Annotated in this window: 25 protein-coding genes; 8 read left to right on the forward strand and 17 right to left on the reverse strand. The window is 64.6% G+C overall.

Features of this window, described 5'->3' with window-relative positions; genetic code table 11:
- Positions 1-5 precede the first annotated feature (5 nt).
- The 3 genes from eutB to CH292_RS15985 are packed head-to-tail and all read left to right on the forward strand — an operon-like array spanning position 6 to position 4040.
- A complete protein-coding gene (eutB, locus tag CH292_RS15975; RefSeq protein WP_094655221.1) occupies positions 6-1403 on the forward strand; it encodes an ethanolamine ammonia-lyase subunit EutB in 1398 nt (465 codons plus the stop codon).
- Positions 1403-2233, forward strand: coding sequence for an ethanolamine ammonia-lyase subunit EutC (gene eutC / locus CH292_RS15980; RefSeq protein ID WP_080732915.1), 831 nt, complete (start codon positions 1403-1405; stop codon positions 2231-2233). The genes eutB and eutC overlap by 1 nt, the downstream gene beginning before the upstream one ends.
- 46 nt (positions 2234-2279) lie before the next feature.
- Entirely contained in the window at positions 2280-4040 is a 1761-nt protein-coding gene (locus CH292_RS15985; RefSeq protein ID WP_094655222.1) for an ABC transporter substrate-binding protein, read from the forward strand.
- On the opposite strand, the gene CH292_RS15990 is transcribed toward CH292_RS15985, so the two are convergent.
- On the reverse strand, positions 4030-5403 hold the full coding sequence (locus CH292_RS15990) for an FAD-binding oxidoreductase (RefSeq protein WP_094655340.1): 1374 nt from the start codon (positions 5401-5403) through the stop codon (positions 4030-4032). The genes CH292_RS15985 and CH292_RS15990 overlap by 11 nt on opposite strands.
- A gap of 71 nt (positions 5404-5474) precedes the next feature.
- On the opposite strand from CH292_RS15990, the gene CH292_RS15995 reads away from it, so the two are divergent.
- Positions 5475-7223, forward strand: coding sequence for a GAF domain-containing protein (locus CH292_RS15995; RefSeq protein WP_094627916.1), 1749 nt, complete (start codon positions 5475-5477; stop codon positions 7221-7223).
- Here CH292_RS15995 and CH292_RS16000 read toward each other — a convergent pair.
- Together CH292_RS16000 and CH292_RS16005 are read right to left on the reverse strand one after the other, a co-directional pair.
- A complete protein-coding gene (locus CH292_RS16000; RefSeq protein WP_094627915.1) occupies positions 7209-8021 on the reverse strand; it encodes an alpha/beta fold hydrolase in 813 nt (270 codons plus the stop codon). The genes CH292_RS15995 and CH292_RS16000 overlap by 15 nt on opposite strands.
- Before the next feature lie 77 nt (positions 8022-8098).
- Positions 8099-8509 (reverse strand): rhodanese-like domain-containing protein, encoded by a 411-nt coding sequence (locus CH292_RS16005; RefSeq protein WP_019662799.1) that lies wholly within the window; start codon positions 8507-8509, stop codon positions 8099-8101.
- 94 nt (positions 8510-8603) lie between these two features.
- On the opposite strand from CH292_RS16005, the gene CH292_RS16010 reads away from it, so the two are divergent.
- On the forward strand, positions 8604-9065 hold the full coding sequence (locus CH292_RS16010) for an Lrp/AsnC family transcriptional regulator (protein ID WP_026347373.1): 462 nt from the start codon (positions 8604-8606) through the stop codon (positions 9063-9065).
- Here the strand turns inward: CH292_RS16010 and CH292_RS16015 are convergent.
- From CH292_RS16015 to CH292_RS16025, 3 genes are read right to left on the reverse strand one after another with little or no spacing between them, the layout of a single operon-like run.
- On the reverse strand, positions 9046-10002 hold the full coding sequence (locus CH292_RS16015) for a helix-turn-helix domain-containing protein (RefSeq protein ID WP_094655341.1): 957 nt from the start codon (positions 10000-10002) through the stop codon (positions 9046-9048). The genes CH292_RS16010 and CH292_RS16015 overlap by 20 nt on opposite strands.
- Positions 10003-10019: 17 nt before the next feature.
- Positions 10020-11024, reverse strand: coding sequence for a phenylacetaldoxime dehydratase family protein (locus CH292_RS16020; protein ID WP_094655223.1), 1005 nt, complete (start codon positions 11022-11024; stop codon positions 10020-10022).
- The gene (locus tag CH292_RS16025) at positions 11017-12084 is read right to left on the reverse strand and encodes a carbon-nitrogen hydrolase family protein (RefSeq protein ID WP_094655224.1); all 1068 of its coding nucleotides are present in this window, start codon (positions 12082-12084) and stop codon (positions 11017-11019) included. The genes CH292_RS16020 and CH292_RS16025 overlap by 8 nt, the downstream gene beginning before the upstream one ends.
- Before the next feature lie 285 nt (positions 12085-12369).
- On the opposite strand from CH292_RS16025, the gene CH292_RS16030 reads away from it, so the two are divergent.
- Together CH292_RS16030 and styD are read left to right on the forward strand one after the other, a co-directional pair.
- Positions 12370-13482 (forward strand): NDMA-dependent alcohol dehydrogenase, encoded by a 1113-nt coding sequence (locus CH292_RS16030; RefSeq protein WP_094655225.1) that lies wholly within the window; start codon positions 12370-12372, stop codon positions 13480-13482.
- 13 nt (positions 13483-13495) lie between these two features.
- Positions 13496-14968, forward strand: coding sequence for a phenylacetaldehyde dehydrogenase StyD (gene styD, locus CH292_RS16035; RefSeq protein ID WP_094655226.1), 1473 nt, complete (start codon positions 13496-13498; stop codon positions 14966-14968).
- Positions 14969-15010: 42 nt separating this feature from the next.
- Here styD and CH292_RS16040 read toward each other — a convergent pair whose 3' ends face one another.
- The 11 genes from CH292_RS16040 to CH292_RS16090 form a co-directional block, all read right to left on the reverse strand.
- Positions 15011-15913, reverse strand: coding sequence for a helix-turn-helix domain-containing protein (locus tag CH292_RS16040; RefSeq protein ID WP_019662806.1), 903 nt, complete (start codon positions 15911-15913; stop codon positions 15011-15013).
- A gap of 11 nt (positions 15914-15924) precedes the next feature.
- A complete protein-coding gene (paaK, locus tag CH292_RS16045; RefSeq protein WP_094655227.1) occupies positions 15925-17229 on the reverse strand; it encodes a phenylacetate--CoA ligase PaaK in 1305 nt (434 codons plus the stop codon).
- A gap of 17 nt (positions 17230-17246) precedes the next feature.
- Positions 17247-18341 carry a 1,2-phenylacetyl-CoA epoxidase subunit PaaE gene (gene paaE, locus CH292_RS16050; protein ID WP_094655228.1) on the reverse strand — a complete coding sequence of 365 codons (1095 nt, stop codon included), beginning with the start codon at positions 18339-18341 and terminating at the stop codon, positions 17247-17249.
- Entirely contained in the window at positions 18341-18838 is a 498-nt protein-coding gene (gene paaD, locus CH292_RS16055) for a 1,2-phenylacetyl-CoA epoxidase subunit PaaD (protein ID WP_094655229.1), read from the reverse strand. The genes paaE and paaD overlap by 1 nt, the downstream gene beginning before the upstream one ends.
- A 5-nt stretch (positions 18839-18843) precedes the next feature.
- Positions 18844-19761, reverse strand: a complete 918-nt coding sequence (gene paaC / locus CH292_RS16060) for a 1,2-phenylacetyl-CoA epoxidase subunit PaaC (protein ID WP_094655230.1) — start codon at positions 19759-19761, stop codon at positions 18844-18846.
- An 8-nt stretch (positions 19762-19769) separates the two neighbouring features.
- Entirely contained in the window at positions 19770-20132 is a 363-nt protein-coding gene (gene paaB / locus CH292_RS16065; protein ID WP_019662811.1) for a 1,2-phenylacetyl-CoA epoxidase subunit PaaB, read from the reverse strand.
- On the reverse strand, positions 20129-21073 hold the full coding sequence (gene paaA, locus CH292_RS16070) for a 1,2-phenylacetyl-CoA epoxidase subunit PaaA (RefSeq protein ID WP_094655231.1): 945 nt from the start codon (positions 21071-21073) through the stop codon (positions 20129-20131). The genes paaB and paaA overlap by 4 nt, the downstream gene beginning before the upstream one ends.
- An 82-nt stretch (positions 21074-21155) precedes the next feature.
- The gene (locus tag CH292_RS16075; RefSeq protein ID WP_094655232.1) at positions 21156-21914 is read right to left on the reverse strand and encodes an enoyl-CoA hydratase-related protein; all 759 of its coding nucleotides are present in this window, start codon (positions 21912-21914) and stop codon (positions 21156-21158) included.
- Positions 21911-22762, reverse strand: coding sequence for a 3-hydroxyacyl-CoA dehydrogenase family protein (locus CH292_RS16080; protein WP_033190550.1), 852 nt, complete (start codon positions 22760-22762; stop codon positions 21911-21913). Before CH292_RS16080 ends, CH292_RS16075 begins: the two co-directional genes overlap by 4 nt.
- Positions 22759-23478 carry an enoyl-CoA hydratase/isomerase family protein gene (locus tag CH292_RS16085; protein WP_019662815.1) on the reverse strand — a complete coding sequence of 240 codons (720 nt, stop codon included), beginning with the start codon at positions 23476-23478 and terminating at the stop codon, positions 22759-22761. The genes CH292_RS16080 and CH292_RS16085 overlap by 4 nt, the downstream gene beginning before the upstream one ends.
- Positions 23475-24653: a thiolase family protein gene (locus tag CH292_RS16090; RefSeq protein ID WP_019662816.1), complete on the reverse strand. Its 1179-nt coding sequence runs from the start codon at positions 24651-24653 to the stop codon at positions 23475-23477. The genes CH292_RS16085 and CH292_RS16090 overlap by 4 nt, the downstream gene beginning before the upstream one ends.
- Positions 24654-24765: 112 nt before the next feature.
- On the opposite strand from CH292_RS16090, the gene CH292_RS16095 reads away from it, so the two are divergent.
- Positions 24766-25383, forward strand: a complete 618-nt coding sequence (locus tag CH292_RS16095; protein ID WP_026347377.1) for a TetR/AcrR family transcriptional regulator — start codon at positions 24766-24768, stop codon at positions 25381-25383.
- The last annotated feature ends 42 nt before the right edge of the window (positions 25384-25425 follow it).

Below are 25425 nucleotides of genomic sequence, written 5' to 3' on the forward strand. Positions count from 1 at the left end.
GTTCCATGTACAAGGCTCTGGTGGGCGGGGAGCGATTTCGATTCGATTCGCTGAAAGAGGTGTTGGCGAAAGCGAACGAGATCAAATCCGGTGACGAGCTTGCCGGCATCGCGGCTCGATCCGACAGCGAACGGATAGCAGCGAAGATCGCATTGTCCGAGGAGACCCTGGCGAGGATCCATGGTGAGCCCGTCATCGAGGACGCGATCACCGACGCCGTCCACGCCGCGCACGACGAAGTGGGCTTCCGTTCCATCTCGGCGTTGACCGTGGGCGAGTTTCGTGAGGTCGTTCTGTCCGAGAGTTTTCCGACGGAATGGAACGGCGGACTGGCGTCGGCGATCGGTCCTGAAATCGCCGCAGCAACAGCAAAACTGATGAGTGACCTCGATTTGATCGTCGCAGCATCGAGGCTGCAGGTGGTGACCAAGTGCCGCAACACGCAGGGTGAACGCGGCGTCTTCGGGTGTCGAATTCAACCGAATCATCCGACCGACGACGTCACTGGAATCATGTTGTCGGCGCTGGACGGTCTGATGTACGGCTGCGGCGACGCCGTCATCGGTGTGAACCCGGCGACCGAGTCGCCCGATACCGTCGGCCGGGTACTGCACGCGATTCACGACCTGATCGAACTGACCGGAGCACCGACCCAGTCCTGTGTGTTGTCGCACATCACGACCCAACTCGCAGCGCTGGAACGCGGCGCCCCCGTCGATCTGCTGTTCCAATCGGTAGCGGGCAGCGAGGCAGCGAATCGGAGCTTCGGGATCTCGCTCGACATGTTGGCCGAAGGGCGCGACGCCGTGGCGGAATCCCATCGGCGTCGCGCACACGAGTTCGTCGGCGAGCAGTTCATGTACTTCGAGACCGGACAGGGGAGCGCGCTGTCCGCCGACGCACACCACGGCGTCGACCAACTGACGTTGGAAGCCCGGGCGCAGTCCGTCGCGCGACTCTACGACCCGTTCCTGGTGAACTCCGTGGTGGGATTCATCGGCCCCGAGTATCTGGCCAACTCGCGTCAGATCACCCGAGCCGGACTGGAGGATCACTTCGTCGGCAAGCTCATGGGACTCCCGATGGGGTGCGATGTCTGCTACACCAACCACGTCGACTCCGACCAGAACGACAACGACAACCTCCTGGCCCTGCTGGGCCTGGCCGGGTGCATGTTCGTGATGGGCGTCCCGGCAGGGGACGACGTGATGCTCAATTATCAGTCGACCAGTTACCACGACGTCGCGAGCGTCCGGAAGCTGCTCGGGAGCGGCCCCGCTCCGGAGTTCGCGTCGTGGCTGTCCGAGCAACGTGGCTGGGACCCGGCGCAGGGGATCCTCGAGCTACCGGAGCAGTGGTGGGCGGCAGTCGGTGCGCGCAGCCTTCCAGCGATCGGCGCGTGATGGACGACCTCGTCGAGAACGGTGGGGCGGCGGCTCGGCAAGCCCTGGAAACCGTGACTCCTGCGCGAATCCGAGTGGGACGGGCCGGTACGTCGTACCCGACCTCGCTGTTGTTGCAGCTTCGAGCCGACCACGCCAGTGCCCGCGACGCGGTCCATTCCGCGGTCGACTACCGCTCCGGGGAACTCGAGCGGGTGCTGGCAGGTCGAGATCCCATCCACCTCGTCAGTGCGGCCGGATCCCGCGAGCGATACCTGGTGCGTCCCGATCTCGGACGCGTACTCGACACCGAGTCACGGTCCGAACTGCGGCATCGAGGAACGAAAGACGCCGACATCCAGATCGTTCTGGGTGACGGTCTTTCCGGGACTGCCGTCGCCCGCCAGGTCCCACTCGTTCTGCCCGGTCTGCTGGACGGTGCGAGTGCGCGAGGATGGACAGTCGGGAGGGTGATCACCGTCGAGAACTGCCGCGTCGGGATCATGAACGATATCGGCGCTTCGCTCGGCTCGGGCGTGGTGGTTCTCCTCATCGGTGAGCGACCAGGGCTGCGTGCGGCGGACAGTCTGTCTGCGTACATGGCGTGGCGACCGGGGCCGGGCAACACCGACGCCGACCGCAACCTCGTCGCGAACATCCATGCACGTGGGGTGGGCCCGGTCGATTCGGTCGCTCGGATCCTCGACTTGGCCGCCCAGATGCACAGCCGTCGCTACAGCGGAGTGGCGATCAAGGAAAATCTCGCGCTCGCCGCGGAAGATCACACTGCTGGTCGAACGGATTTAACTCGTTCGACACAACTGACGCCGGTTTCCGGATTAGTGTCCTGACCAGGGCGGGGAAGCTCGAGTTCTAGGTCGGAAAGGCTCTTCGCCAGTGAAGCTACATCATCATGCGGACACCACTGTCGCGGCGAGCTATCTGGTTCGTCCCGACGGCACCGTCGAACATTCCTGGGTGACCGAGCCGGGACCGCTGTCGACGATTCCCGGTGACGTCGCGGCCATCGCCGTCGGAGTCATGCGTGACGACCTCCTCGAGGCGCGCTTTCGGTGGATGTCGCCGAAGAAGCAGCTGCTCGCCGTGTGCATCTCCCTCGTCGATGCCGGTGCGGAGGCACGCGCCGAGGTGTCGATACGCGAGGACGCAGAACTCGTGTGGGGGCTCACCGCACGGGAGGTCGACGTCGTCACCCTCCTGGCCGGTGGCCTGACGAACCAGGACATCGCCGACCGACTGTGGCTCAGTCCGAGGACGGTCACCACTCACGTCGACCGAGTTCTCGCGAAGCTCGGGGTCAAGAGTCGAACCGCGGCCGCGACCAAGGCATTGGACGAGGGCATGACGCGGTTGCCCGTGCCTGGCGGGACCGACGGTTTCGAGCATCTCGCTCTCGTCCGGGCATCCGCCACGGTGCCGGGCAGAAGGCTGGTCCCTGCATCGCGACGTATCCGTTTGCAGCCACTCGTGATCGGCTCGGCTGTTCCGATCACCGGAATCGCACGTGCCGACGGCGAGGAAATGGTGCGCGGCACCGAACTGGCACTCGCGGAGATCAACGCCCGTGGTGGTGTCTGCGGTCGACGTGTCGAACTGGCCACCGCCGATGTGGACATCGTGTCGGAGTCGAGCATCGAGAAGGGCATGCTCGAATTGGCAGGCAAAGGCGTCGACGCCATTACCTCGGGTTATTTCGCGTGGCAGGAAGTGGCGCACGAAGTCGCAGCCGATTACGGGGCACCCTATCTGCACGCTGCGACGCTCGACGCGATGGTCCAACGTGTTGAGCACGACCCGTCGCGGTACGGACGGATCTTCCAGGTCTGCCCGAGTGACACCAACTACGGCCCCGGGTTCGTGGAATTTCTTGCAGGCCTGAAGAGGCGGGGACAGTGGAACCCGTCGTCCAAGCGGTTGGTGGTGTTGCTCGGAGCGTGGAAGGTGTCCAACTTGGGACTCGATCGAGCTGCCGACCTGGCTCAGGAACAGGGGTGGTCGCTCGACATCGTCCGGGTCGGTCCCAGCACGCAGGACTGGGTCGACGCCGCCAGCCGTGTGCGGTCTCTCGCTCCTGCAGCACTGTTGATCGGCCACTACTTCGTCGACGGCACCGTCGCGACCATCCGAGCACTCCTGGACAACATGCCGGATACGTTGATCTACAGCCTCTACGCGCCGTCGATCCCGGAGTTTCGAGAGCAGTTGGGCGAGCGTGCCAACGGGATCCTGTGGGCGACGGTGACCGGAACGTACTCGGATCCGGTGAGCAAAGGCTTCGCCGAGCGTTACAAGCGCGCCTACGGAGTGTTCCCCGGACGGTCGCACGCCGGAATTTCCTATGACCGCACGATGATTCTCGCCGACGCGTGGTCTCGGTCGGCATCTCCGCGGGACTACGGAAAGGTCTCGCACGAGATACGCAGTCTCGTGCACCGCGGTGTCAACGGCTCGTACTGCCTCGGCGGCAAAGGGCAGGCTGCCGTCGCGTACCCGTTGGCGTCGGCGGATGCCTCGTTGGCCCAGGCGCATCTGGTGTATCAGATCCAGGACGGCAAGCACCGAATCCTCAGTCCGGACCCGCAGGCGGACAGTGCGTTCCAGCTTCCACCGTGGTTCAGGCAGTCGCCTACCCGGTGAAAACCTTGCCCGGATTCAAGATGCAGTGTGGGTCGAGGGCGTTCTTCACCGAGCGATGCATGTCGAGGACGATCGGGTCGAGTTCCTGAACCAGTCCGTCCATCTTGAGCAACCCGACGCCGTGTTCACCGGTGACGGTGCCGCCGAGTTCCAATGCTGCGTCGATGATCTCGGCGAAAGCAGTCTGCGCGCGTTCGCGCGCAGGAAGATCGTCGTGCGGGGTGATCAGCAGAGGGTGCAGGTTGCCGTCGCCCGCGTGGGCGATGTTGGCGATCGTGGTCTCGTACCGCCGGCCGATCTGCTCGATCCGTGAGAGCATTTCCGGCACATGTCTCTTCGGGACACACACGTCCTCGGTGAGGACCGGTCCGAGACGCTCCATCGCGGGGTAGGCCAGTCGCCGTGCTGCGAACAAGGCGTCGGCCTCCTCCTGGTCGGTCGAGACGGCCGACCACGTGGCACCTGCTTCCTCGAAGCAGGACAGCATCTTCTCTGCTTCTTGGTCCCCGACGATTCCTGGGTCGTCGATCCGGCCGAGCAGGACGACGTTCGCTTCGACCGAGAGGCCCATGTTCTTCCAGGCGTCGACGGCGATGAGGCATTGTTTGTCGATCAGTTCCAGCGCGGACGGCGTGAGTCCCGCTGCGGCAACGGCAGCTACGGCTCTTCCCGCGTCGACGATCGAGTCGAAGTATCCGGCGATCGTCCGCTGGGGATCTTGCAGGGGCCGCAGTTTGACGGTGACCTCGGTGATGATGCCGAGGGTTCCTTCCGACCCGACCATCAGTCCGGCAAGATCGTATCCGGCAACACCTTTGGCGGTCTTGCGTCCGAGCCGGACCAGCTCGCCGGTTCCGGTGACCACCTGCATGCCCATGACGTAATCGCGGGTGACGCCGTATTTGACGCAGCACAGGCCTCCGGCGTTGGTGGCGACGTTGCCGCCGATGGTGGACCAGGGTGCGCTGGCCGGGTCCGGCGGATACCACAGTCCCTGTTCTGCACAGGCGGCCCGCAGGTGGTCGTTGACGACGCCCGGTTCGACGACGGCGTACCGCTCCAGCGGATCTATCTCCTTGATGGCGTCCATACCGTCGAGGGCGAGAACGACGCACCCTTCGGTCGCGTTGGCTCCGCCGGACAGTCCGGTGCCGGCGCCGCGCGTGACGACGGGGGCGCCGTGCGTCAGACAGGCTCGTACGACGGCCTGGACTTCTTCTGCGGTACGCGGCCGGACGACCGCCACCGGCACGGCGTACGGAGCCCACTCGGCCTCGTCGTGTTGGTAGGACGCGATCACGTCCGGATCGACGACGATGCGGTCCGTGGGAAGGGAGTCCAACAGCTGTTCGACGAGCGTCATGTCTCCGAGTTTATCTGTGAGCTGGGTCTCCACCAATGTAGGTTCTGTCCATGGGGTCGGATAGATCATGGATGGATTTGCTGCTCGACGACGCTTCGATCGACGAGCTCGAGGCGCATCGCCTCGCCTTCCCCGGTCCCGACGCGCACGCTGCCCTGCGGCTTCGTGCGTTGCTGGACCAGCGTCGCCAACGCAGCACCGAGCTGGCGGCTCTGAACGACATCGCAGTGCGGTTGACGACGGCACGTGACGACCGTGTCCTGCTTCAGGAGGTCGTCGACCAGGCGCGCCGGTTGTTGGGAGTCGATCTCGCCTACATGGGCTCGGTGTACGACGACGAATTCGTCATCGAGGTCACCAGCGGTGCTCTGACTCCGAATCTGATCGGGATCCGGTTGGCTCAGGACGAGGGGTTGGTGGGCGTCATCGTGCGCGGAGCGTCTCCGTCGTGGACGCCCGACTATCAGAGTGAGCCGGCGTTCCGGCACATCACCGGTGCGGACAGCGCGGCGCGGTCGGAGAACATGCGGGGGCTGCTCGGGGTACCGCTGAAGGTAGGGGATCGGGTCATCGGTGCGTTGTTCGCGTGCAAGCGTCAGGAGCGTGACTTCGCGGACAGTGAGATCGCATTGCTGTCCGCTCTTGCCGCGCACGCTGCGATTGCCATCGAGAACGTCCGCGCCATCGAACGGCTCGAAGTGGTGAACGCCGAGCTGTCGGCACGGACCGCCGAACTGGAACAGACACTGCAGTGGGACAGGACGCTGACTCAGGTGGTGCTGCGCGGGGGTGGGGTGGGTCGTCTCGTTCGGGAGGTGGCGACACTGTCCGGTCGACCGGCGTTCTTTCTCACCGACGCCTCGTCTGTTCCGGAGTCTCTGGAGGAACGGGTCGTTCCAGTCGAGATCCTGTTCGGGCAATGCCGCGACGGCGCCGACATCGTCGCCGACGACTTTGTCATTGCCCACCGTGTTGCCGCTGCGGGCGAGTTTCTCGGTGTCCTTATCTCGGTGGGTCCGGACGATCAGCAGACGCGGCTGCTCCTGGACCGCGCGGTGCCCGCCATCGCGTTGTCGCTCGCCGAGGAGCGCGCGGCGGCCGAAGCTGCCAGGCGGGCGCAGGACGCGTTTCTGGTCGATCTGCTCTCTCATCCGGCGTCGACCACCGACGACGAGCGACGGCAACTTCGCCTTGCCGGCCTGTCCCCGGGCGCTTCGTACTGCATCGCCGTCGCGCAGGGAATGGTGTCCCGTACCGAGATCGGCAGATCGGAATTCCCGGTGGGTACGGTTGTGGCAGAACATGGTTCGAGGGTGCTGGTCGCGGTGCCCGCGCAGGAATCGGCTGTGGTTCGGCCGATGTTCACGACGGGTGCAACGGTGGGGATCTCGGAGCCTGCCCGTGGGGCGGTCGCGCTGGCGGCTGCCTACCGCGAGGCCCAGCAGACCGTCGACGTGTTGATCACGCTCGGACGAGATGGCGAGGTGTCGTCGGCACGCGGACTCGGTATCTACCGAATCCTGCTGAGCCACATGGCTCGTGAGCATCTCGACGAACTGACCGAGGAGCAATTGGGTCCGCTGATGGCCGAGCAGAGCAAGCGGGGCGTTCCGTTGCTCGAATCGCTGTCGGTGTACCTCGCCCACGGGCGTCACCATTCGGCCACCGCCGCAAGCCTTGGAGTGCACGTCAACACGCTCTACCAACGACTCGACGCCATCGACCGGCTCATCGGTTCCCAATGGCGTGACCCGGACAAGGCACTGGACCTGCAGGTGCTGATGCGACTCCGACGAAGCGCGGATCTATTGGGGAAGTGAACCGAGAAAGTCCAGCAGTGCAGCGTTGAATTCCATGGGGCGGTCCATGTTGGACGCGTGACCGCAGTTTTCGAGCACCACGGAGCGTCCGAGTGGGTTTCCGGCAATGGAGTCCGCTGCGTGCGTACACGGCCAGAACTGGCTCTCCCTACCGGCGACCATCAGTACCGGGACGTCGACGGTGGCAACGACCTCGCGCCAGTCCGCTACTGCGTGATCGTGCAGAAGGGCTTTCATCGGTGGCGTATCGGGTGAGACCATCTTCGGCATCGCGCGGAGCTTCGCGACGAGCTTCAGAATTGGCAACGCGGACTTCCACTTCGGCAGACCCTTTCCCGTGTCCGGTACCCCGTCGGCGAAGAACGTGTCCTTGTTGGAGTCGGTCAATCCGAAGAACCCGTTGGACCATTCGGCATCGTTGATCATCTTCGGGGTCTGATCCACCGACACGACGGCCTTCACACGGCCGGTGCCGAACTGCGAGACGTACGACCAGATGGTGCTCGCGCCCATGGAGCCACCACACAGCACAGCATCGTCGACGCCAAGCGACGCGAGGATATTCTCGACGTCCTGACCGTGCCTGGCCATCGTGGCACCGTGCTCGGGAGACTCCGAGTCACCATGCCCTCGGCGGTCCAGAGCAAGAACTCGATATCCGGCTTTCACCAGTGCGTCCTGCTGCATCACCCACGTCGTCGCGGGAGCGCAAAAACCTGCGATCAGAACGATCACGGGCCCGGCGCCCTCGTCGATGTAGTTCAGAGTCACATTGTCGTTGGTGACGACGGTGGGCATGGGCACTCCTTCGGGTCGCTCCCGATGCAACCACGGATCAGGCACCTACGACATGGAGGATTCCTCTACCGAGCGCATCACACCGGCGCGGTCAGGTCGTCGATCGGGCGACGGCTGCGGCCGGATGCTGTTTCGATCGCCAGCCCCTCACGTGCCCAGTACTCGAAACCTCCGATGAGCTCGCGGACGTGGGTGTAGCCCAGTCGAGTGAGAGCCAGCGCAGCTCTCGTCGAGCCATTGCACCCCGGACCCCAGCAGTAGACGACGATGTCCGCGTCGCGATCAGGAAGTGCGCGCGAAGCATGTTCCTGCATGTCGAGTGTCGGTATGTGCAGTGCTCCAGGGATATGGCCTTGATCCCACGACTGTCGGTTTCGGGTGTCCACCACGATGGGGGCACTTCCGGCCGCACGTGCAGCGGCAAGGTCGGAGGGGTCGGTCTCGAAGGCGAGCTTCGCGGAGAAGTAGTCCCGGGCGGCTGTGTTCATGATCTTCAGTCCACTGCATTCACGAACTCAGCGGAACGGCGTACCCACGGCAATCGGGGGTCGATGGACTGGATTCGACGGTATTCTTCCGTTCATGCCGTCGAAAGCACAGCTCGTTCTCGATGACACCGATTGCGCGATCATCGCCGAGCTGCAACGAGACGGCCGACAGAGCGTCGCCGACCTCGGACGCGTGATCTCCCTGTCGGCCAGCGCCACCGCGGACCGAATCCGACGGCTCACCGACCACGGCGTCCTGACGGGGTACGTCGCGACGGTCTCGGCCGAGGCGCTCGGGTACGACATCGCGGCCTTCGTGCGGCTCGCGTATCCGTCGGGCAACTACAAACCCTTGCACGAGGTCATCGACACCACCCCGGAAATCATCGAGGCCCACCACACCACCGGGGACGACTGCTTCGTGTTCAAAGTCGTCGCCCGCACCATGCGTGACCTCGAACGGATCACGGGTCGTCTGGCCACCCTCGGCAGCATCACCACGAGCGTCGTCTACTCGAGCACCTTGCCCGGTCGTCCTATCGCACCGGCTCGATAGCATCCCTGAATTCCCGCGGCGAGCACCCGAACCGGCTCCGGAACGCGCGGCTGAAGTGCGCCGGGTCGGTGAACCCCCACGACGCTGCGAGAGCACCGATGGTCGTGTGAGCGTTCTGAGGTTCGCACAACGCACGCTTGACGCCGTCGAGTCGCTGCATCCAGATCCATTCGCTTGCGGTGCACGGCTCACCGGCGAAGGCGCGGTGCACTGTGCTGAGCGACAGATGCAGTGCGGCAGCTACTTTTGCCACCGTCAGGTCGGGATCACGCAGGCCGGCCGTCATCGCACGCTTGATCTCGTCGAGGCGTTGCGATGCCGCGTGCGGCGCGGGCTTCTCGACACCGGTGAGCCCGACGAGACCGGCGACGAGGATGTACTCGACACTCTGCGAGACGGCCTCGGCGGAGGCCGCGCTCATGTCGACGTCGTCCATGATCGAGGAGATCATGCTGACCAGAAGTTTGCCGGCACCGTGACGACCGGACACCGCTCTCGCGGTCAGCTCGTTGGTGTCCCGCACGAGGGTGCGCAGCGTGGCCCCGGGAAGCATGAGGACGTACTGCGCGAACGGGTCGTCGAAGTGCAGGCTGTAGGGCCGGGTGCTGTCGTAGAGGGCGAAGTCGCCGGGTTCGAGAATCGCCGTCCGATCGTCCTGCGCGATGATCCCCGTTCCCGACGTCTGCACGCTCACCAGGAAGTAGTCGGCGCTCGTGCGGGAGATACCGGCTGGGGTACGCAGCACGTTCTGGGCCGTCGCCGCCACTCTGGACAGACCGAGCGTCGCCAGATCCGTCGACTCGATCTTCCCGGATATCGCCGACGCATCCTGGGGCACCGTGCAGTCCAGGTCGACGTAGGTGCGGCTCACCGCCGCCGTCCAGAAATCGATGCTGTCTGCCTGGTCGACGGAATCCGTGCGCAGAGCGTCAGCCATGTGGGGTACCTCCAGTCTCATCCCAGCGTAGATCGCGCCGACGCCGTACGCAGGAGACCGGTGCGATCATGGCAGCCGACGTACTCGAAGAACTGCTCGTCGGCGGACGCGACCGTGACCTCGTGGTAGAGCCGTAGCTGCGCGGCCGGCCCCATCGTGGACAGGTAATTCAGTGCCGCGCCGAAGATGGCGACGTGCGTCGGATGGGACTCCGCCCAGGCCTCCAACTCGGCCAACGAGCGCCACCAACTCATGCCGAACGACTTGTCGAGATCGTATCCGTGCTCGTCGACGACGGTCATGTACCGGCTGGCGAAGCATCCGATGCTCAGGCCGTCGTCGCGCAGGAAGTCCATCCCGGGCCGCAGGACCGGTTCGACGTCCCGCAGGTACATCTCACGTTCGGTGCCCGCGGTGTCCGCCCAGTCCTGTCCGGACCTGATGAGGCAGATGTTGTCGTGCGGAACGATCCGAACCTTGTTGCCGTCGCGGACGATCTCCGGCATACCGGACGGTTTCAGAGCATCATGCTGCGACCGGGGAATTCGATCGCGAACGCCGCCCCAGTAGGCATGTTCCTCGATCTGTCCGCTCAGGGAATCAGTGAGCGTAGCAACGCCTTCCAATCGTCCGGTCGACGAGAACAGTGTCTCGTAGCGGTCGACCGTCGGACGGATGACCTCGACGAACCGTCCCGGCGTGTCCGTCCACGCGATGCCCTTGGACAGATACCAGCGGTCGAAGGTCAAGGTGTCGTCCCAGTAGCCGATGAACACCGTCGTGTCGATGCCTTCCTCGTCGACGTACCGTGCACGATCGCTGCGCGGCGGCCCGTCGACTCCCCATGGGCTGTCATCCGGAGTGCCTTGTATACCGAAGTACGCCATGACCACTCGCGTCGTCGAGACCGGGAATCGAGCGACGTACGACGGGAACGGCGGTTGGTAGGACTCGGGTGTCCGGCGGGGGCAGGTGCGTTCTCTGGCCAAATGCTCCGGGATCGCGGATTCCAGATCAGACATGTGCCGGGGCCTCGTCACGAGCGAGTTGCTCGACGATTTCCAGGCGAACTTCAGCGGTGACGTCTTCGGCATTTGCGACGACGTCGTAGCGGGTGGCGGTGGTCTGCTGAGCGCCGGAGACGACTCGATCACCAGGAGTCTTGTTGAGCCACAGTCGAGTAACGTCCGGCCGGGAGTAATGTCCGGCCGGATCGGCCGCTGCCTTGGCGATCGAGATGAGGCTGGTGTCGATGTCGGCGAAGACGAGTCCTTCTTCGTCGTGTGCGAGAGGTTCGTGCATCAGCTGGCCGTCGGGCGCGAAGATCCTGGCGTGTCCTCCGCCCGCGGTGAGCATTGCGCGTTTGGCGTCGTCGGTGCACATGATCTCGATCATCTCGGGGGAGACCGTCGCGCACGGGCTGATGACGAAACAACCACCTTCGACGGCGTAGATGCGGCTCGCCGCGGTATTGACCTCCGGTCCGAGGGCGTACGCGGCGCCGGTGTACAACGAGAAGCTGGGCCAGGCGCCGACGTGGACCTGCTCGTTCTGCGAGTACATCGCGTACTTCGACAGTGGCTGCAGGTGCTCCCAGCAGCACAGTGCGCCGACGCGTCCTAGATCGGTGTCGTATACCGAGAGGTCGGAACCGTCGCCCTCGCCGTAGACGGTCCGCTCGACGTGGGTCGGCTTGAGCTTGCGACGCATCGCGACGGTCTTGCCCTCGGCGTCGATGATCCATTGCGCGATGTAGAGGCTGGCCTTGTAGCGTTCGCTGAGGCCCATCACGACCATGATGTGGTTGTCCTTGGCGGCCTGCGCGATTCGGTCTGCCTGCGGTGTTCCGTACTCGAGCGAATTGTCGAAGTAGCGCTGCGTGAACTGAAAGCCCCAGGCGGGGGCGTCGAGCCAGATGTACCAGGGGTAGCCGGGCAGGTAGGTCTCGGGGAAAGCGACGAGCTCTGCCCCAGCACGTGCGGCGTCCTCGATCAGGCCGATGGCCTTGTCGATGGAGGCATCCAGATCGAGGAATATCGGTGCTGCCTGGACGGCTGCGGCGCGGAACTGATGGTGCGTCATTGGTTGGCCTTTCATTGGGGGAGTGCCCTAGTTTTGCCTGCGAGAAGGCCCTCGGATGGCCTGAGAATGTCGAGAAATTTGACTCTGCGTTGCACGCGGACGCGCCGAAACAGAGCGGTAATCGCTGAGGTAGATCCCGGGAAACAACTCGGCTGAATTGGACAGCTGCGGCCGATGGATGGCCGAGTGCGCATAACGACAACATCTGTGCGCGCAGCGACAAGTCTTTGCGGGGTGCCCGAGACGAAGCTATGACCTAGGACACACTCGGAAAGAAGGTCAGCAATGACGTTGCAAGCAGCAGTTCTCTGGGAAGCCGGTCAGGACTGGAAGATCGAGGACCTCACCCTCGATGCCCCGAAGTACGGCGAAGTGAAGGTCGAGTTGGCCGCGTCGGGCTTGTGTCACTCCGACGAACACGTACGAGACGGCAGCGTGCCCGTCGGACTGCTTCCGTTCATCGGCGGACACGAGGGCGCAGGGATCGTCACCGAAATCGGACCGGGCGTGACCTCCGTCGAGGTAGGAGACCACGTCGCACTCGGCTTCATCCCCGCTTGTGGTCGATGCAGGGCCTGCGCGAACGGCCAGTCCAGCATCTGCGACCTGGGCGCTCACCTGCTCGAGGGCTACCAGGTCAGCGACGGTACGGCCCGCCATCATGTGCGAGGCCAAGACGCAGGCATCCAGTGCCTCCTCGGCACGTTCGCGCCGCAGACCGTGGTCAACGAAGCGTCGTGCGTCAAGATCACCAACGACATCCCACTCGACAAGGCCGCGCTCGTCGGCTGCGGCGTCACCACCGGCTGGGGTTCCGCTGTCTACGCCGCGGGAATCTCCGCAGGCGAGACCGTCGTGATCCTGGGCATGGGTGGCGTCGGCTGTGGCGCTGTTCAGGGTGCTGCTTTGGCGGGCGCACGCCACGTGGTCGTGGTCGACCCGTCGCCGTTCAAGCGTGAACAGGCCAAGATCTTCGGTGCGACGCATACCGCAGCCAGCATCGACGAGGCGCTGCCTCTCGTGAACGACCTGACCTGGGGAGCGCTCGCGGACAAGGTACTCATCACCATCGACGTGGCGAGCGGCGCGATCATCGCACCTGCCATGAGCCTGGTGGCCAAGGGTGGAACCTGCGTGAACGTCTCGGTCGGAGACGTAACCCAGACCGAGACCTCGCTCAGCCTGTTCGACCTGACGGCCATGCGCAAGACGCTCAAGGGTGCGTGGTTCGGCAACGCGAACATCCGCTTCGACATCCCGCACCTGCTGCGCCTGTACATGGAGGGTCAGCTGAAGCTCGACGAGATGATCACGCGCACCTACACACTCGACCAGGTCAACGACGGGTACGCGGCCATGCGCAACGCCGAAAACGTCCGCGGACTCATCTTGTACTAGGAAGGCTCGACACATGACTGCAGTACTCACGACTCTTCCCGACAACACCGCCACGCAGCTGTTCGTCGCCGGCAACTGGCACGACGCGTCCGACGGTGGAACCTTCGCGGACCTGAATCCCACTACGGGTCAGCTGCTCGTCGACATTGCCTCCGCAACGGCTCAGGACGTCGATGCCGCGGTACGAGCTGCCCGCGCACAGCTCAGCCGTGAGTGGGGATCGACTCCAGGAGTCATCCGCGGAAAGCTGCTGAACAAGATCGCCGACCTGATCGAACGCGACGGCGATCTGCTTGCCCGCCTCGAAGCTCATGACGTGGGCAAGCCCGTCGGACAGCCCGCAATGCTGGACATCCCCAACGCGGCATCCACATTCCGGCACTTCGCTGGCTGGGCCGACAAGATCCAGGGCACGACGATCCCGACGGCCGGCTACTTCGGGCAGCCGACGCACTCGTACACCGTGCGTGAGCCTGTCGGAGTGATCGGTGCGATCATCCCGTGGAACACCCCGCTGATGATCGCAGCCTGGAAGTTGGCTCCCGCGTTGGCGGCCGGCAACACGCTGGTCGTGAAGCCGCCGGAGGACGCGCCGCTGTCGATCCTGCATCTGGCGCGACTAATCGACGAGGCAGGAGTGCCCGCCGGCGTCGTGAATGTCGTTCCAGGCCTGGGCGAGGTGACCGGCGACGCGCTCGTCGGACATCCCGGCGTCGACAAGATCAGCTTCACCGGAAGCCCGCGCGTAGGCCGGATCATCGCCAAGAAGGCCGCCGATACGTTCAAGAGAACCACACTCGAGCTCGGTGGTAAGTCGCCGCAGATCATTCTGGAGGACGCCGACCTCGACGCTGCCATCAACGGCACCGCGATGGGACTGTTCTTCAATCAAGGTCAGGTCTGTGCCGCGGGTACCCGTGTGTTGGTGCACCGTTCGCTGTACTCGCAGGTGGTCGACGGCCTCTCCGCGGCAGCGTCGGCGCAGGTGCTCGGAGATCCGTTCGACCCCGCCACCACGATGGGTGCGCTCGTCAACGCCAAGCAACGCGACTCGGTGATGGGATACATCCAGGCAGGGCGTGACGGTGGGGCCAGGGTTGCCGCCGGTGGTGGGAGTCCGGAGCGTGACGGATTCTTCGTCGAGCCGACGATTTTCGCGGACGCGAACAACGACATGAAGATCGCTCAGGAGGAAATCTTCGGTCCTGTCGGCACGGTCATCCCGTTCGACACTCCCGAAGAGGCGATCAGCATCGCCAATGCGACGGATTACGGCTTGGCGGCGTCGATCTGGACGCGCGACGTCTCGCGTGCGCATTCGCTGGCGGCGCAGGTTCGCTCCGGCGCAGTGTGGGTGAACGGTTGGGCTGCAATCGATCCGGCACTTCCCTGGGGCGGCATGAAGAGCAGTGGCACCGGCCGTGAGCTGGGTTGGGCCGGTATCGAAGCCAACACCGAGGAGAAGGTCGTCACCATCGTCCTGTGACCCGCTGTGAGTGGAAATGCGTCCTACAGGGCGCATTTCCATTCACAGACTGGCGAGGCGCGCCTGCCGTGGTGACATTCCGTAGGCCTCTTTGAACACTCTCGAAAAATGAGCCGAGTCCACCAGACCGTGACGTGCGCAGATGGTTCCGATGCTGTCCCGCGCGTGCCGAGGATCTTCGAGGTCCCGTCGACAACACTCCAGCCGGCGAGACCTGATCCATGCTGCGACACCGCCGTCCGATTCGAACAGTTTCTGCAGGTAGCGCGGGGAAATGTGTTGGGCTGCTGCGACCATCGCCGTATTGAGGCCGGGATCGTTCAGGTTGGCCTCGATGAACGACTGCGCTCCGGCCAAGATCACCGCACCCGGTGACTGGTTCTCGTGCGGAGCTCGCTCGTCCAGTGCTGCGCTGACGAGATCGAGAACGGCATCCTCGAACAACCTGGTCGACGGGGAGAAGCCGTCGGACAGGCCTTTTCGCAGTCCGGCGAGGAACGGCGAGACGAGCGACCCGACGCCGTCGTCGCCCTTGATTCTGAGTGCAGACACATGCGATAGATCGTTGGGCCTGATCTTGAGCGACTCACGCGGAAACATCAGGACGAACATCGCGAAGTCGCTTGCGAAGTGCAGGTCGTAGGGCTCGCTGGTGTCGTACACGGCGAAGTCGCCTGGTTCCAGCACCGCTTCACGATCTCGCTGGACCACGACGCCTCGGCCGCGTAGCTGCACACCGACCTTCACCAGGCCCGGATCGCTGCGTCGAATCACCGCACGAGTTCTGCGGACGTCGACGCATCGACCGGATACTTCGCTGATGTGCAACGACCCCATCGATCCGGAGTGCAACCCGCCGTCGAAGCAACCGTCGGACGCGGACGAGGAGGCGTCGAGCGGCACGAACGCCGCCGACACCTCCTCACGCCACCTGTCGAACTGCACTCACGTCACCTTTAGCTCGGACGGTTGTCGATCAGACGACGAGCTTTGCCGATGGAACGCTCGAGAGCCGCGGGCGCAACCACGTTCACCTGCACCGTGACGCCGATGCGGTCCTTCACCAGCTTCCTGAGCGTCGCGGCCGCCACCGGATGGGCCTCGGGTGTGGCATCCGGGCGAGCCTCGACGAGCACCGTCAGCGAATCCATGCGACCCGCACGCTCCAGCACACACTGGAACTGCGGGGCCAGCGACGGAACCGTCAGGATGAGCTCCTCGATCTGTGTCGGAAACAGGTTCACTCCGCGCAGGATGATCATGTCGTCGGTGCGGCCGGTGACCTTCTGCATCCGGCGCATCGTGCGAGCGGTGCCCGGCAGCAGCCGCGTCAGGTCGCGGGTGCGGTAGCGGATGATCGGCATCGCCTCCTTGGACAGCGACGTGAACACCAACTCACCCTCCTCGCCGTCGGGCAGGACTTCGCCGGTCACCGGGTCGATGACTTCCGGGTAGAAATGATCCTCCCAAATATGTAGTCCGTCCTTGGTTTCTACACATTCCATCGCAACACCCGGTCCCATGACCTCGGACAGGCCGTAGATGTCGACGGCGTCCATGTCGAGGGTCTTCTCGATCTCCTTGCGCATCTCCTCGGTCCACGGCTCGGCACCGAAGACTCCGGTCTTCAAGGATGTCTTGGCCGGGTCGATGCCCTTCTTGATCATCGCGTCGACGATCGTGAGCATGTACGACGGCGTGACCATGATCGCGTCGGGCTCGAAGTCCTCGATGAGCTGGATCTGACGATCGGTCATTCCGCCCGACATCGGAATGACTGTGCAGCCCAAACGCTCTGCGCCGTAATGGGCGCCGAGACCGCCGGTGAACAGGCCGTAACCGTAGGCAACGTGAACTTTGTCCGACGGCTTGACGCCACCCGCGCGTAGGCTTCGAGCGATGAGGTCGGCCCAGTTGCTGATGTCGTTCGCGGTGTAGCCGACCACCGTGGCTTTGCCGGTCGTTCCCGAGGACGCGTGGATCCGCGAGACCTTGTCCTGGGGAACCGCGAACATGCCGAACGGGTAGTTTTCGCGCAGATCCTTCTTCGCGGTGAACGGGAATTTGGCGAGGTCGGATAGGTCCTTCAGATCCGTCGGGTGAACTCCGGCGTCGTCGAATGCCTTCTTGTAGTGCGGCACGTTGTCGTACGCGTGCTGAAGCGACCATCGAAGCCGTTCGAGCTGGAGTGTCGAAATGCGATCACGTGATGCGAACTCGATGTCGGGGGTATCGGTCGGGGCGGACAAGACGCTGGTCATGGCGGTCTCCGGAGGGGTCAGGCGTCGAAGTCGACGGTCACGGTGTCGCTGAGGGGGAATGTCTGGCAGGTGAGCACGAAGCCGGCGGCGACCTCGTTCTCCTCCAGGGCGTAGTTGCGGCGCATGTCGACGTCACCGCAGGTCACCTTGGCGCGGCACGTGCCGCAGACGCCGCCCTTGCAGGCGAATGGCAGGTCCGATCGCAGCAGTTCCGCGGAATCGAGGATCGACTCGTCCTGCGGGAGAGTGCCCGTGACGCTTCGGCCGTCGAGGGTGATGGTGACCTCGCTGCTGGGTCCGGTCACGCCGGGCTCGCGATGCTTCTCCTGCGGTGGGGGAACGTCGTCGACGTAGAAGAGTTCGGCGTGTACGTTGGATTTGGCGACGCCGAGTTCACCGAGAACGGCTTGCGCATCGGTCACCATCCCGAACGGACCGCACAGCCAGAAATGATCTATCTCGGGTGTCGCGACGACCGAGTCGAGGATGGCGCGGAGCCTGTCGGCGTCGAGCCTGCCGCTGAACAGTTCGACCTCGCGAGGCTCCCTGGACAGGACATGGATGACGTCGAACCGACTGCCGTACTGGTCTTTCAGATCGGCGATTTCCTCGGCGAACATCACCGATCTGGTGCGCCGGTTGCCGTACAGCAGAACCACTTCGGCGTTCGGGTTGGCCAGAACGGATGCGGCAATCGACAGCATGGGGGTGATCCCGGAGCCTGCCGCGATGAGTACGTGCCTGCCGCCTGCGGCAGGATCGGCGTGAAAGTTCCCGGTGGGGCCTTGGACGTCGATGCGGTCGCCCGCCTTGACCTCGTGTACGAGCCACGACGAGAACAGTCCGTCGGTCACCTCACGAACGCCGACGCGGGGGCGTGCACCCGCCGGAGCGCAGATGGAGTAGGACCGCCGATGTTCGACACCGTCCACCGTGCGCGAGAGCATCAGGGACTGGCCTGGGCGGAAATCGAATTCGTCGCGCAGGTCTTCTGGTACGTCGAACGTCACGGCAACGGCGTCGTCGCACAGTGATTCGACGTCGGCAACGGTCAGCGTGTGGAAGGGCCTGTTGCGATTGGGGGCGACGACGGGCTCGGCGGTCACAGTCATCAGATCTCCTTCACGTGGTCGAAGGGTTCGAGGCAGTCGTCGCATCGGTACTGGGCTTTGCACAGGGTTGCGCCGAACTCGGAGGTCAGTCGGGTGTTCATCGACCCACACCGAGGACACGCGAGCTGGCGTGGCTTGACGGTGAGGGTAAGGGGCACCGGACCCGACGTCCGCGCGGGCGCAGGCCCCGGCGTCGAATAGCCGGTTTCCCGGAGCTTCCGGAGGCCGTCCTCGGAGATCCAGTCCGTGCTCCACGGCGGAGTCAGGCTGGTGACGATCTCGACGTCGGTGTAACCGTGGTCTTCGAGCTTGTGGGCGATGTCGTCGCGCATCGTGGCCATCGCCGGGCAGCCCGAGTAGGTGGGGGTGATGGTGACGAGCACGCTGCCGTTCTCGCGGACCTCGACGTCGCGCAGTACGCCCAGATCGTCGAGGGTGAGCAGCGGCATCTCGGGGTCCAGGACGGTCGCCGCGATGTCGCGAGCAGAAAGTTCCATTGTCGTCACCAGACTCCCTCCGGATGTGCACGGGCGACGACCTGCATCTCCGCGATCAACGGGCCGAATACCTCGGTGTGGATTCCGCGTCGGCCGCCGCGGCCGCCGATGGTGCCGACTGACTTGCCCTCCGGCGCTTGCAACTCTGCCGCGTGCAGGACCTGCGCGATCACGGAGTCGAATTCCTCGCGCACATCACGCGGATCCACTGCGACGCCGACCGTCGCCAGGGCGATCTCCTCGTCGGTGGGGACGAACAGCTCGGAGACGTACGGCCAGATGCGGGTGATGGCCTCACGGACTCGACGCTTGGATTCGTCGGTCCCGCACCCGAGGGTCACGACCCAGCGTGCTGCGTAGTCGCGGTGGTAGGTGAGCTCTTTGACACCCTTGTCGGCGACGGCCGCGAGGACCGGATCCCGTGAGTCCTTCAGACGCGAGAACACAGCGAGGCGCCATGTCGAGAACATCAGCAGACGAACGAGGGACTTCGCGAAGTCGCCGTTGTCGAGCTCGGTGAGCCGGACGTTACGGAAGTCCGCTTCGTCACGGAAGAACGCCAGAGCGTCCTCCGCGGGCGCGGGCGAGCTCTCGGAGACGAACGGGATCACGGCCGGATCGGCCTTGGCGGCGCGAGCGAGCAGGAGACGTGCCTGCCCGAGCAAGTCCAGCCCGACGTTGGCCAGCGCCACTTCTTCTTCGAGTTCCGGTGCGCGTGTGCTCCACTGAGCCAGGCGCTGTGAGCTGATCAGCGCATCGTCCCCGAGCATGAGGCAGTACGCGGCCAGAGCTTCGAGGTCGACGTCGTCCGGAACCGTGGTGTCGACGCCGGCGAGCGGGTCGTCGAAACTGGTACCGAATGCCCACTGCCCATGTGAATCCTCGTCGACGAGGCCCTCGTAGGCGTTGTCATGATCTGTCATTGCAGGCCTCACATGTGGGGAACGTTGTCGGGAATCTCGTAGAACGTCGGGTGCCGGTAGACCTTGTCTCCGCTCGGAGCGAAGAACGGATCCTTCTCCGACGGAGACGATGCGACGATCGAGTTGGACGGCACCACCCAGATGCTGACGCCTTCGTTGCGGCGGGTGTAGACGTCCCGTGCATGACGCAGTGCCATGTGGTCGTCGGCGGCGTGCAAGGATCCGACGTGCACATGATTGAGCCCCCGCTTGCCACGGAGAAACACTTCGTACAGGGGCCAATCAGCTTTGACCTGAGCCGGTTTGGGCTCTACCGGAACGTTCTCGGTCGGAACCGCGCCGTGGCCGCCCTCGGCAGTGAATTCAGTCATGATGCATTCCTTTCGGCGAAGGCCGTCGCTGCCTCGCGAACCCATGCACCGTCTTCGTGAGCTGCGCGACGGTTCGCGATGCGCTCGACGTTGGAGGCGCCGTTGCCCTTGATGACCTGCATGAACTCGCTCCAGTCGGGCTCGCCGAAGTCATGCGACTTGCGCTCGTCGTTCCACTTCAGGTCGGGATCGGGGAACGTGACGCCGAGTGCTTCGGCCTGAGGGATGGACATGTCCACGAACCGTTGGCGCAGTTCGTCATTGGTGTGGCGCTTGATTCCCCACTTCATGGACTGCTCGGTGTTGGGGCTCTCGTCGTCAGGCGGGCCGAACATCATCAGAGCAGGCCACCACCACCGGTTCACCGATTCCTGGACCATGGCGCGCTGCTCGTCGGTGCCGCGCATCATCGTCGCAAGCAGTTCGTATCCCTGGCGCTGGTGGAACGACTCTTCTTTGCAGACGCGGATCATCGCGCGCGCATACGGTCCGAAGCTGCTGCGGCACAGAGGAACCTGGTTGCAGATGGCGGCGCCGTCGACGAGCCACCCGATGGTGCCGACGTCCGCGTACGTCAGGGTGGGGTAATTGAAGATCGACGAGTACTTCTGCTTGCCCTCGATGAGCTTGACCGTGAGGTCTGCGCGATCGGCCCCGAGCGTCTCCGCGGCCGAGTACAGGTACAGGCCGTGGCCTGCCTCGTCCTGCACCTTGGCCATCAAGATGACCTTGCGGCGCAGCGACGGCGCGCGGGTGAGCCAGTTGCCCTCCGGCTGCATCCCGATGATCTCGGAGTGCGCGTGCTGGGCGATCTGGCGGATGAGCGACTTACGGTAGCCGTCGGGCATCCAATCGCGGGGTTCGACGCGCTGCTCGCGGGCGATGGTCTCGTCGAAACCGTCCTGAAGCGCATCGGCTTGCAGGGTCTCTGACGTGGTCATAAGTCCTACTTTCATTACCGAATGATCGGTCGAAAACTAGTATGCAACGAAGTGGCGTGGATTACAAGGGGAAGCGGAGCCGCTAGTGACCCTGAAACACCGGCTTCGCCTTGGCGAGGAACGCGTCCACAGCGGCCTTGTGGTCGACGGTCTGGCCGAGGGCGGTCTGCGCCCGAGCCTCGCGATCCAGTGCGTCGAACAGGCCGGAAGCAGAGGCGCGCACGAGAGATTTCACGTGCCGATATGCCTCGGTGGGGCCTGTCGCGAGTCTCCTGGCGATCTGCGCGGCCGCGTCCCGCACCTCCTCGTCGGGAACCACGCGGTGCACCAGGCCCCAGTCGAGAGCCTGCTCGGCGGTGATCTTGTCACCGAGCAACATCAACGCGCCGGCCCGTGAGCTGCCGAGCGACTCCACCAAGGAATAGCTGAGCCCGGAATCGCTGGCCAACCCGATTCCCGTGAAGGCGGTCGCGAACGACGATCCCGTGCCGGCAACTCGAACGTCCCCGGCCAACGCGATGCCGAGGCCGGCTCCGACGCAGGCTCCGGGGATGGCGACGACGACGGGAACGTCGAGATTCTTCAGCGACCTGATCAGAGGGTTGTAGTGAATTCCGACGGTGTCCATAGCGGTCTTGGGATCTGCCTGCAGGGCTTCGACGTGCTCAGCCAAGTCCTGGCCGACGCAGAAGTTCTTTCCCTCGGCGGTGACGAGCACGGCGCGAGCGCCTGACACCCCGTCGACAGCCTCTTGGAACGCCACCTTGGTCTCGACGTTCAGCGAGGACCGCTCCAGGGTGATGGTCGCCAACCCGTCGGATATGTCCAGTCGTACGGTCATTTCTTCTCCCAGTCGTGGAATCCCTTACCTGACTTACGTCCGAGCTCACCACGCGCCACCTTGTCCCGCAGCAACCGAGGTGGAGTGAAACGGTCGCCCAGAGTCGACGCGAGGTGTTCGGCGATCGCCAGCCGCACGTCGAGGCCGACGAGGTCCGTCGAACGTAGCGGCCCCATCGGGTGCTTGTATCCGAGTTCCATTGCTCGGTCGATGGACTCGGCATCGGCGACGCCTTCCTCGAGCATGCGGATTGCTTCGAGCCCCAAGCACACTCCGAGCCGGGACGTCGCGAACCCGGGGGAGTCGTTGACGAGCACCTCGGTCTTGCCGAGCAACGAGACCCATTCGCGGACGTGCTCCACGACGGCCGCCGACGTGGCCGGCGCTCGGACGATCTCCACCAACGTCGACGCCGGAACCGGATTGAAGAAGTGCATACCGATGAAGCGCGAAGGATCGTTCACCGCCGCACCGAGCTCGGCGATCGAAATCGAGCTGGTATTCGACGCGATCACCGTGCTTGCCGACACGGTCTTGTCGATCAGCGCAAGCACCTCGACCTTGAGCGACGGGATTTCCGGTACGGCCTCGACGACGAGTTCGAGATCGGTGGGCAGATCGGTCGGGCCCGCGACGGTGGTGACACGCGCAAGGATCGCGGCGGGATCCTCGTCCAGCTTTCCGCGCTCGTGAGCCCGGGCCAACCCGGTCTCGACGCGGCCGAGCGCCGCTGCCTGGTCTGCCGCTTCGGCTATGGTCACGGGGGCGCCGAGAGCGGCGAAGACCTGGGCGATTCCCGCGCCCATCCTGCCACCACCGACGACACCGACGCTTACGGGAACTGTCATTTCTTCTCCAAGAATGCCGTCATGCGGCGTTGTTTGTCCTCGGTCTCGAACAGAACGGCTTGAGCGATGTCGTCGGCCCACGGGTGCGAACCGGGTGCATCGAGGATCGTCTTGGTCAGTTTCAGGGCCAATGGTGCTTGCTTGACGATGCGATCGGCGAGCGTGTGTGCCGAAGCCAGCGGATCGTCCACGATCTCCATCACCAACCCCGATTTCGACGCTGCGTCGGCGTCGAGCAAGCGGCCTCCCAGGAGGACCTGTTTGGCGACGGACACCCCCACCAACGTCGGCAGCCGGTAGCTCGCTCCCGCGGCCGCCATGATTCCGAGGCCCGGCTCGGGATTACCGAAAACAGCCGTAGCGGAAGCGATTCTGATGTCGCAGGCATACGACAGTTCGGCGCCGCCGCCCAAGGCGTAACCGCGGATGGCGGCGATCGTCGGCAGCGGAAGAGAAGCGATGCGGTCGAACAGGTTTCGGTTGATGCCACGCAGAGCGTCGTCGCGCGTGCGTCGACGGAGCTGGTTGATGTCAGCACCGCCGGCGAAGTGCTCACCGCGCCCGGTCAGGATCAGTACACGAGGATCCCGCTCGATCAGCGCGCACACGTCGTGCAGCTCCGAGATCATGTCGGAGTCGATCGCGTTGCGCTGCTTCTCTCGTGCCAGCGTGACGACGACGCGATCCGCACGTTCGTCGACGACGATGGTGTTCACGGCGCCTCGATCAACATCGACACACCCTGCCCGACGCCGACACACAGCGTCGCCAGTCCCCGCGACGCCTTCTCGCGTTCCATTCGGCCCAGGAGAGTCAACAGGATGCGCGCTCCCGATGCCCCGAGTGGATGTCCCAGTGCGATGGCACCGCCGTCGGCGTTGACGATCGTCTCGTCGAGCTTCAACTGTCGGATGACGCCGAGAGATTGCGCGGCGAAGGCCTCGTTGAGTTCGACGGCGCCGAGGTCGTCGATCGCCCACCCCGCACGTGCGAGTGCTTTGTGGGTCGAGGGCACGGGTCCGAGGCCCATGACGTGGGGTTCGACGCCTGCGCTCGCGCTGGTGACGATGCGGCCCCGCACGTCGAGGCCGTACTTGTTCACTGCCTCTTCGGATGCGACGACCAGCGCTGTGGCGCCGTCGGTGAACGGCGACGAGGTTCCGGCGGTGACGATGCCGTCCTGCCGAAACACCGTCTTCAGTGTGCCGAGCTTGTCCAGAGTTGTTCCACGCCTCGGTGTTTCGTCCTCGCTGACGTCTCCGGTCTTCGTGGATACCGACACGATCTCGTCGACGAATCGTCCTGCATCCTGCGCGGCGACCGCGCGCTCTTGGCTGCGGAGGGCGAAGGCGTCGGACTCCTCGCGGGTGATGCCCTCCTGGCGGGCCACCTCCTCCGCGGTCTCGCCCATGGACAACGTCGTCTTGTCGTCGAAGCGAGGATTCGTGAAACGCCAGCCGAGGGCCGTGTCGAAGATCTGGCCGGGCTTGGCCCACGGCGTGCCGGGCTTGGCCATCACCCATGGGGCACGAGTCATCGATTCGACACCGCCCGCGACGATGACGTCTGCTTCTCCGCTGCGGATGGTGGACGCGGCACTCGCGACCGCGGTGAGCCCGCTCGCGCACAACCGGTTGACGGTGTAGCCGGGCACGGTGTTCGGCAGGCCCGCGAGAAGTACCGCCATGCGTGCGACGTCGCGGTTGTCCTCGCCGGCCTGGTTGGCTGCGCCGAGGATGACCTCGTCGATCCTGTCCGCGGGGACGCCCGCTCGGCGCACTGCCTCGGCGACGACGCACCCGGCGAGGTCGTCCGGACGGACCGTCGCGAGCGCGCCGCCGTATCGACCGTGCGGTGTACGCGCGCCCGCTACCAGAAATACTTCGCCCACTGTTCGCTCCTTCTTCAGTTCCTTTCAATTAATAACCGAACATTCGGTCGTCACGCAAGGGTGGGCGGCGTCGGTGCTGTGGAATGGGGCAGCGCCTGGGAGGATGTTCGACATGACAACTGCACGGACTCCGCGCCGGACCGGTCTCCCGGGACGCCCGGGTTACGACCTCGACTCGTTGCTTGCCGTCGCAGTCAAGGTCTTCAACGACAAGGGGTACGACGGCACGTCGATGGAGGTCTTGGCCGGACGGCTCGGTATCACCAAGTCGTCCATCTACCACCACGTGTCCGGCAAGTCCGAGCTTCTCGAGCTGGCCCTGTCGCGAGCGCTCAATGCGTTGTTCGCTGTCACCACGGAGGAGCGGGCCACTACCGGTCGATACATCGATCGGCTCGAGTACCTGGTCCGGCGTAGCGTCGAGATCCTTGTCGCCGAGTTGCCGTACGTCACGCTGTTGCTGCGGGTGCGTGGGAACACCGAGGTGGAGCGTCGTGCCCTGGCCAGGCGCCGCGAGTTCGACGCCTTCGTCAGTGGCCTCGTGGTCGCGGCCGCGGAGGAGGGGGACCTGCGCGGCGACATCGATCCCGCTCTGGTCTCGCGCTTGCTCTTCGGCACGGTCAACTCGCTGATCGAATGGTACAAGCCCCGGACCGGCGGGTCCGCCGACGCCCTGGCCGACGCCGTCGTCGCCTTGACCTTCGACGGTTTGCGTCACCGCCCCGCGTGAGACGTTCCTTGACATCTCCGCGCCGGAGCGCGATGGTAATTA

Origin of the sequence: Rhodococcus sp. 14-2470-1a (genome assembly GCF_002259425.1) — a bacterium.
Classification (GTDB): Bacteria; Actinomycetota; Actinomycetes; order Mycobacteriales; family Mycobacteriaceae; genus Rhodococcoides; species Rhodococcoides fascians_E.

Excerpts from the sequence above, each read along its gene's own strand:
- CH292_RS16020 (WP_094655223.1), bottom strand. The coding sequence starts at position 11,024 with ATGTCTGATCTGGAATCCGCGATCCCGGAGCATTTGGCCAGAGAACGC.
- eutB (WP_094655221.1), top strand. The coding sequence starts at position 6 with ATGTACAAGGCTCTGGTGGGCGGGGAGCGATTTCGATTCGATTCGCTG.
- paaE (WP_094655228.1), bottom strand. The coding sequence starts at position 18,341 with ATGACTGTGACCGCCGAGCCCGTCGTCGCCCCCAATCGCAACAGGCCC.
- CH292_RS16095 (WP_026347377.1), top strand. The coding sequence starts at position 24,766 with ATGACAACTGCACGGACTCCGCGCCGGACCGGTCTCCCGGGACGCCCG.
- CH292_RS16030 (WP_094655225.1), top strand. The coding sequence starts at position 12,370 with ATGACGTTGCAAGCAGCAGTTCTCTGGGAAGCCGGTCAGGACTGGAAG.
- CH292_RS16025 (WP_094655224.1), bottom strand. The coding sequence starts at position 12,084 with ATGACGCACCATCAGTTCCGCGCCGCAGCCGTCCAGGCAGCACCGATA.
- paaK (WP_094655227.1), bottom strand. The coding sequence starts at position 17,229 with ATGACCAGCGTCTTGTCCGCCCCGACCGATACCCCCGACATCGAGTTC.
- CH292_RS15995 (WP_094627916.1), top strand. The coding sequence starts at position 5,475 with ATGGATTTGCTGCTCGACGACGCTTCGATCGACGAGCTCGAGGCGCAT.
- paaC (WP_094655230.1), bottom strand. The coding sequence starts at position 19,761 with ATGACAGATCATGACAACGCCTACGAGGGCCTCGTCGACGAGGATTCA.
- eutC (WP_080732915.1), top strand. The coding sequence starts at position 1,403 with ATGGACGACCTCGTCGAGAACGGTGGGGCGGCGGCTCGGCAAGCCCTG.
- styD (WP_094655226.1), top strand. The coding sequence starts at position 13,496 with ATGACTGCAGTACTCACGACTCTTCCCGACAACACCGCCACGCAGCTG.
- CH292_RS16015 (WP_094655341.1), bottom strand. The coding sequence starts at position 10,002 with ATGGCTGACGCTCTGCGCACGGATTCCGTCGACCAGGCAGACAGCATC.
- paaA (WP_094655231.1), bottom strand. The coding sequence starts at position 21,073 with ATGACCACGTCAGAGACCCTGCAAGCCGATGCGCTTCAGGACGGTTTC.
- CH292_RS15990 (WP_094655340.1), bottom strand. The coding sequence starts at position 5,403 with ATGACGCTCGTCGAACAGCTGTTGGACTCCCTTCCCACGGACCGCATC.
- CH292_RS16000 (WP_094627915.1), bottom strand. The coding sequence starts at position 8,021 with ATGCCCACCGTCGTCACCAACGACAATGTGACTCTGAACTACATCGAC.
- CH292_RS16080 (WP_033190550.1), bottom strand. The coding sequence starts at position 22,762 with ATGACAGTTCCCGTAAGCGTCGGTGTCGTCGGTGGTGGCAGGATGGGC.
- paaB (WP_019662811.1), bottom strand. The coding sequence starts at position 20,132 with ATGACTGAATTCACTGCCGAGGGCGGCCACGGCGCGGTTCCGACCGAG.
- CH292_RS16005 (WP_019662799.1), bottom strand. The coding sequence starts at position 8,509 with ATGAACACAGCCGCCCGGGACTACTTCTCCGCGAAGCTCGCCTTCGAG.
- CH292_RS16010 (WP_026347373.1), top strand. The coding sequence starts at position 8,604 with ATGCCGTCGAAAGCACAGCTCGTTCTCGATGACACCGATTGCGCGATC.
- paaD (WP_094655229.1), bottom strand. The coding sequence starts at position 18,838 with ATGGAACTTTCTGCTCGCGACATCGCGGCGACCGTCCTGGACCCCGAG.
- CH292_RS16075 (WP_094655232.1), bottom strand. The coding sequence starts at position 21,914 with ATGACCGTACGACTGGACATATCCGACGGGTTGGCGACCATCACCCTG.